The sequence below is a fragment of the Bartonella sp. AP57NXGY genome (assembly GCF_042195805.1).
Classification (GTDB): Bacteria; Pseudomonadota; Alphaproteobacteria; order Rhizobiales; family Rhizobiaceae; genus Bartonella.
This window is the reverse complement of sequence record NZ_JBHIOZ010000550.1, coordinates 1-674: the sequence shown is the minus strand read 5'-3', so window position 1 is coordinate 674 and position 674 is coordinate 1. Positions and strand designations below refer to the sequence as shown.

Here is a 674-nt window from a genome sequence, read left to right as displayed (position 1 = left end):
TCTCTAGAAGAAAAATATTCACTCTTTCACACACCCATTTCATGGTCCGCAATCTTTGCGGGACTGGTGACGGCTCTTGCCACCTCAATCTGCCTCTCTTTTCTGGTCGCCGCTTTAGGCTTAAGCCAAATGGATTTCACTTCTTCAACCCCATTTGAAGGCTCTTTCCTCTCCTTTGGCGTGGGTTCTGTTATCGTTACACTGATTAGCCTAGCCTTGGGAGGCTTTGTAGCTGGACGTTTTGCTGAAACCTCAGGGATTCTTCATGGCTTTCTCACTTGGGCTCTCATAACATTGCTGATGACCCTCCAAGCCATCCACGTGGTTTCTAGTACAGCAAAGATAGGAGCTAAAACGGCTCTAGAAAACAGCTCCATGGTCCAACAAACCGTAGACAGCCTAAAAAACAATATTTCCCCTATACTTGCAAACTTAAACAGCGAAAGTCTTGAACAGTTTTTTGCAAAAAATAGTGACAATGATATCAATTTTGACCAACTTAGGAGTGAATTGCGCACCCTTCTCAATAAAAGCGACATTCCTGCTCTCAACCCTGATCGCTTGAAACAAACCTATCAAGCTGCACTCAATGATATTGGTTCTGCGATAACAGCTTTCAAAAATGATCCTTCTTACTATCGCACCACTTTAAAAAATCTTGGTGAGCGCCTGTC

Annotated in this window: 1 pseudogene; it reads left to right on the top strand. The window is 43.6% G+C overall.

Annotated features, from left to right (window positions below):
- A pseudogene (locus tag ACFIL8_RS11975) lies at nucleotides 1-674 on the top strand (DUF3792 domain-containing protein); the annotation flags it as partial.